The 5947-nt window shown below is 42.1% G+C and carries 6 protein-coding genes; 2 read left to right on the forward strand and 4 right to left on the reverse strand.

The window, feature by feature from the left end; genetic code table 11:
• Positions 1-119: 119 nt before the first annotated feature.
• Positions 120-374, reverse strand: a complete 255-nt coding sequence (locus LMH66_RS20105) for a hypothetical protein (protein WP_229372673.1) — start codon at positions 372-374, stop codon at positions 120-122.
• Positions 375-707: 333 nt separating this feature from the next.
• Between LMH66_RS20105 and LMH66_RS20110 the strand changes: the two genes are divergently transcribed.
• Both LMH66_RS20110 and LMH66_RS20115 read left to right on the forward strand, forming a co-directional pair.
• Positions 708-2828, forward strand: a complete 2121-nt coding sequence (locus LMH66_RS20110; protein ID WP_229372684.1) for a TonB-dependent receptor family protein — start codon at positions 708-710, stop codon at positions 2826-2828.
• Between the two features lie 22 nt (positions 2829-2850).
• Positions 2851-3963: a PQQ-dependent sugar dehydrogenase gene (locus tag LMH66_RS20115; protein ID WP_229372675.1), complete on the forward strand. Its 1113-nt coding sequence runs from the start codon at positions 2851-2853 to the stop codon at positions 3961-3963.
• A 255-nt stretch (positions 3964-4218) separates the two neighbouring features.
• Here the strand turns inward: LMH66_RS20115 and LMH66_RS20120 are convergent, their stop codons facing one another.
• The 3 genes from LMH66_RS20120 to LMH66_RS20130 all read right to left on the reverse strand — a co-directional run bounded on the left by LMH66_RS20120 (position 4219) and on the right by LMH66_RS20130 (position 5600).
• Complete coding sequence (locus tag LMH66_RS20120; RefSeq protein ID WP_229372677.1) at positions 4219-4626, reverse strand: GFA family protein; 408 nt, start codon at positions 4624-4626, stop codon at positions 4219-4221.
• Positions 4627-4681: 55 nt separating this feature from the next.
• On the reverse strand, positions 4682-4933 hold the full coding sequence (locus LMH66_RS20125) for a hypothetical protein (protein ID WP_229372679.1): 252 nt from the start codon (positions 4931-4933) through the stop codon (positions 4682-4684).
• A 70-nt stretch (positions 4934-5003) separates the two neighbouring features.
• Positions 5004-5600, reverse strand: coding sequence for a hypothetical protein (locus LMH66_RS20130; protein WP_229372681.1), 597 nt, complete (start codon positions 5598-5600; stop codon positions 5004-5006).
• Positions 5601-5947: the final 347 nt, after the last annotated feature.

Consider the following 5947-nt stretch of genomic DNA (forward strand, 5'->3'; position numbering starts at 1 on the left):
TTCGTAGGGGCGGCAAGGGATGTCGAGAAGGGAAATGCTGTTGTTTCCCTTTCGTCGGGCGTGGGCGAAGCGCCACGACGTTGATTTTTTCAAATGATAACTAAAAGTTAGGACAAACCTCAGTTAACCAGTCGATGCATATCTTTGTTATCAATAATCCTAACTATTACATTATCGAGCTTACTGTCGTTAACGAACTCTTTATCCTGTATTGCAACAGCTAACATATTGTCTGCCACAAGCTTGCCAGTAATGGGTTTGTACTTGGCTAAAGGGAGGAGGCTTAACTCCTTCTGCACTTGGCCTTTTACTCGATGGTAAAACACAGTCGAATTCTCATTGGCATCTAGGGCTGTTACAACAAATAATTTCACCCCAGTTTGGCTTTGATACTCAATCGCGAGCTTGGCAAAGTCGATGACAGAAAATAATCATGGGTGTCTTAATTATTTACCATAACAACCTAAAATTGCATCACTGGTATCAGCATTATAGATCTCGATGAAGTCTTCACTTTTATCACACTCCTCACCAGTCAAACAAATCTACTATAAATTAGGTCAAAGTAACCAAATTAAGCTAAACACTTTTATTTACCCAGTAATCACGGCCAAATACACTGTTACATTATTAGCTATTGAACTCAGCCTTAACCTCTGCATAATGCATGGTTAAATATACTTTATCAATGAGTTACCTAAGTGTTAATGTGGATATCGCCAGTTAGATCAGACGCGCGACACCTTTGCTGTTTTTACATCGTTTTTGCACTAAGCATTTTTTTTGCACCAACCATAGTTTTCGCTGATGCAAACTTCGACAGACAGACTCAGCAAATAGATGAAAAAATTACTGTATTTGGTAAAACATTACCCTATTACGCCACGAAACAACCAAGGGCTTACAGTTACCTTGAACAACCCCAGCTCAACCTGATTGCAGCACCGTTAACACTGAGCGAGTATCTCAACTCGCTGCCAAGTGTCTACCTGCAAGCCAGTCAAAACTTCTCTCAAGATGAGCGTATTTCAATTCGTGGCTTTGGGGCGCAATCAAGTTTTGGTATTCGTGGCATTCAGATTTTGGTCGACGATGTACCGCACACTCTACCTGACGGTCAAAGTCAGTTAGACGGTCTCGAGTTACAGAACCTAGCCAGTATCGAAGTGTTACGCGGCCCGGCGTCTGCGCTTTATGGTAACAGCGCTGGTGGTGTGATTAAGATAAATACCCAAGTCCCAGATGACGACAAACTAGCACTTAAACTCACTAAAGGCTCGTTTGATACCGAGCAAGCGTATTTATATGCCAATAAACATTATGACACCGTCAATTTTGGCGTTAGCCTTAGCCATACCCAGAAACAGGGTTATCGTGATCACAGTGAATATGAAAAAAGTGCCATTAATGGCCATCTAGATTGGCAAGTATTACCGCAATGGTTATTGCGCGTTAACAGCCAATATATTGATAGTCCAATCGCTGAGGATGCCGGTGGTTTAACTCGCGAGCAAGCTGATAGTGAGCCGACAGCAGCGCGGGATCGCAATGTCAGTTTTCAAGCCGGTGAAGAAGTAAAACAACAAAAACATACCTTAGCCAGTCGCTATCAATTTGATGATAGCAGCCAGCTTAACGCGCAGTTTTATTACTTTGATAAAGATTTTAATAACCGCCTACCGTTTAGTGCAGGCGGCCAAGTTGAACTGGCTAGGCAGTTTTACGGCACCAATGTGCAATACGCCACACAAAACTGGTTAACCCATTATCAAACTCAAGTGCTGCTAGGTGCCAACCTGCAATACCAAGATGATAAACGCCGCCGCTATGACAACCTAGATGGCGGCATTCGCGGCGACTTGGCACTATCGCAACAGGAGTTGATTGACTCAAGTGCACTGTACGCCCAATTATCAGCCCAGCCCAGTGACAAATGGCTTATCGATTTAGGCTTACGCTATGAGCACAACCGCGTTGAGGTAAAAGATCAATACTTAGTAGATGGCGACCAGTCAGGTGAGCGTAACTGGGACAACAGCAGTGCCAATCTTGGCAGCAGTTATCAGCTCACAGACGATAACCTACTGTACGCAACGATTAGCCAATCGTTTCAAATCCCCACCACTACGGAGCTAGCCAATCCGAACACTGGCGATATCACAGCTAATGGTGGATTTGGTGGCGGCTTTAACCCAGATTTAGACGTAGAGACGGCAATAAACTATGAAATCGGCTTAAGGGGCGAGTTAACGGCTGCACACAGTTATGATTTGGCGCTGTTTTATATCGACATTAGCGATGCTATCAGCCCTTACTTTAAAGACGATAGCCTGGATGAAATCACTTACTATCGCAATGCGGGGGCGGCCGCACGTCAAGGGATTGAGGTGAGCAGTCAGCATCAATTCGGCAGTCATTTTTCATGGAAAAACCAATACAGTTATTCAGACTTTAGTTACGATAGCTATACCACCCCACAAGGTGACTACAGTGGAAAAATTCAGCCAGGTACCCCACGCCACAAAGGTGCCAGCCAGTTGCTGTATCAAAATGATAACGACCTTTCAATCAATCTGGAACTACTCTATGTTGGAGACAGGTACACCAACAATAGTAATACCGAGACGGCTGATAGCTATTGGCTGACCAATGCGGGAGTCAGCCAAGTACTTGATTTTGAACCGCTGGCAATGTCGTTATCACTAACGGTCAATAACCTATTTAATCAATACTATGACGACAATATAAGAATTAATGCCTTTGGTGGGCGCTACTATGAGCCCGGCCCAGAAAGGCTATTTATGTTTACCCTTGCAGCCACACTATAACGATAATTGAGGACACACAATCATGTTTAAAGTACTTATTAGTGCTTGTGCCTATTTGGCCTTAAGCCTGCCGGTACTCGCCGCCCCCTATGATCTTGAACCGATTAACGAGCAGATCACCATTCCGTGGGGTATCACTCAATTACCAGACAGTGCCTTGTTAGTCACCGATCGCCAAGGTCAGTTATATCACATCGACGTGAACGGAAAGTCGACCTCGGTAAGCGGTTTACCTAATATTGTCGCCGAGCGTCAAGGTGGCTTGCTTGATGTGGTATTGCACCCACAATATGAAAAAACACCGTGGATCTATATCAGCTATAGTGCAGGCACTGAAGATGCTTCTAATACCGCTATATTGCGCGCTAAACTGGATAAGCAAGGCGATAACATGGCATTGAGCCACACGCAAATCCTCTACATGGCAGATGCCTATGCCAGTAAATCAGTACATTTTGGTAGCCGCATTGCGTTTGATACACAAGGGCTGCTGTATTTTTCTATTGGCGATCGCGGTATGCGCGATGTTAATCCACAAGATATCAGCCGCGATTCAGGTAAAATTTACCGCCTTAATGATGACGGCAGCGTGCCGAAAGACAACCCTTTTGTTGATAAAGAAGGCGCAAAATCCGCCATCTATAGCTACGGCCACCGTAACCCACAAGGTATGGCGTTAAACCTACATACATCGGCAATATGGGCCCACGAACACGGCCCTAAAGGTGGTGACGAGCTTAATATTATTGAAAAAGGCGCCAACTATGGTTGGCCAGTGATCAGCTATGGGGTGAATTACAGTGGCACCAGCTTTACTGATTTGACCGAAAAAGCCGGTATGCAGCAGCCGATCACGTACTGGGTGCCGTCTATTGCACCTTCAGCTATGGTGTTTGTCACAAGTGAGCGTTACCCAGAACTGGCTAAACAGCTATTAATTGGTTCATTAAAGTTTGCCAAACTCATTAGTGTTAGCCTTGATGGTGATAAAGTCACCGGCCAACAAGATCTATTGGAAAACCTTGGTCGAGTGCGCAGCTTACATCAGGGCCAAGATGGCTATTTGTATATCGGCATTGATGGTCGAGGGGTGTTTAAAATCAACCCGCTTAAAGACAGTGACAAAAGTGAGTAACCATCAACAGCTAATGGCTGAAAGTGTTGATTACCAAAGCTTATATAAGCATTTAGGTAAAGAAACTTAATCGAACGGTTATCGCTAGAAAAGGCTGCTATCGTTAGAAAGGGGCTGGCAAACACTTTTGAAACGATAATGGCAACTAAAAACGCTAATCGACTTGGGATTAAACCAAGCGGTTAGCGTTTTTGTTTAAGCTTTAAATTTAGGTGGCAGCGAGATTTAAAATAATTATGGGTGTCTTAATTATTTCTACGTTCGCCCAACTTCGTGCTTTTCACTACGTGGTAACTCAGCATCCAAATCATCCCAGTTAGCTTTTGAAGTAACAAAGTTATGAGAAATAGGTCGTTCTGATATATCGGTATCCAAGATACCTAAACTAAGGCGAAACTTTTTCGGAGATTGAGAATTGGAACTATAGATTGGACTTCCGCAAGTTTTACAAAAATACTTACGTTTACCTTCACTGCTCTCATAGAAATTAAGAGTATTATCGTTATCAATTAACTTTAAGTCTTCAGCGTCAATGAAACCATTGGTGGCATAAGCACTTCCGCTAGCCTTACGGCACAAAGAACAGTGGCAATGAATAATATCGGTAACTCCACCATTCAATGAGAACTGAATTGAGCCACACAAACAACTTCCTTTATACATTTACACTCCTTAGCTAAACCTTTGTCTATTCGTCTATTCGCTTGTTATATTCCATTTACTCACCTGGTCCTAGGCCACTATCTTGAGGACCAGAACCAAACTCTTTATGTTGTTTAGCCTCTTGTTCTAATGAACGATTGAATAACCATAATCCGATTGCCGCTAAAAATGGAATTAGCCACACGATTAATATTTGCGCTTTTTTTTGGAATTTATTGAGACCTTCAACTTTGGATATATAAATAGAAACCGCAATATTTATCACTAATGCAGGAATAAGAATATAATGCCAAACTTCAAATTGCATAGGTGCCTCCATGGCATATAACGCCTGATTCAGCTGCGCCCTAGGCGTCAGCTGGAATGACTTGCTAGCACTACTTTAAGTGCTCTATAACGGTTTTACCGAACTTAACATTAAATGAGTCAGTCGTTGTATTAACTGAGAGAACTAGATTTTTGTAAGAACCCGAACAGTGTTTATTAACATATTCATTAATGTGGGATTTAAAGTCAGAGGATAAAAGATATGATGCTTGTTGCCCATAAGGTAAATAAGTTGGTAAAGCTGTACTTGATGGTGCAAATTGCTGAATAGACATAGCAACGGTAGAGTCGGAAGAATGTATTGTGATTGAGTTAACGTTACTTGGCTTATTACCATTGCTTGTAACAATAACACCTAGAGAATCGTCAGGAATCCCTTGGATTACAAATACGTCAAATACACATTTTAAACTTTCACCACTGTTTTTTCTTTGTTGCTCCGCAAGCCATAAAGAAGTAAAAACTGCACCAAGTGCACCAAATCCTGCCACCCAACTTCCCATTGCACTTAAAACAGGAATTATTATTTCAGTAAAGGAGTCTTTCTCGTAGGTAACCCCAAAACTTATTCCGAGCACAAAGGTAAGAGTAGCGATTAGGGTCACGCCTATAACTACAGATATATATTTTATATGTTTCCAATCCACCAAACTTTCCTTGTAGTGCTAACGCTTATTAAACGGCTCGCCTGATAAAGTAGGCGGCTTAAGTTATTGATTAATATCATCCTACATTTTTATATGATTGATATAAATACTAATTTAATTTTTACACCTAATAATTAAACGGGCCTTCCCGATAAAGGTGACTGCCAAATAATGATTATTTTTTAAATTGATAATTATCAGGGTATTAGAGTTCGCTACCTTGTTTATGCCTTACAACTTTTGTTTTTATACCTAAGGTTCTTGTTCATTTTTAGCAATGCTTGGTAGTTAACAAAGTCGTGGCGCTTCGCCCACACCCGACGAAAGGGAAACAACAGCATTTCCCT

The sequence above is a fragment of the Shewanella sp. 10N.7 genome (genome assembly GCF_020806285.1).
Taxonomy (GTDB): Bacteria; Pseudomonadota; Gammaproteobacteria; order Enterobacterales; family Shewanellaceae; genus Shewanella; species Shewanella electrodiphila.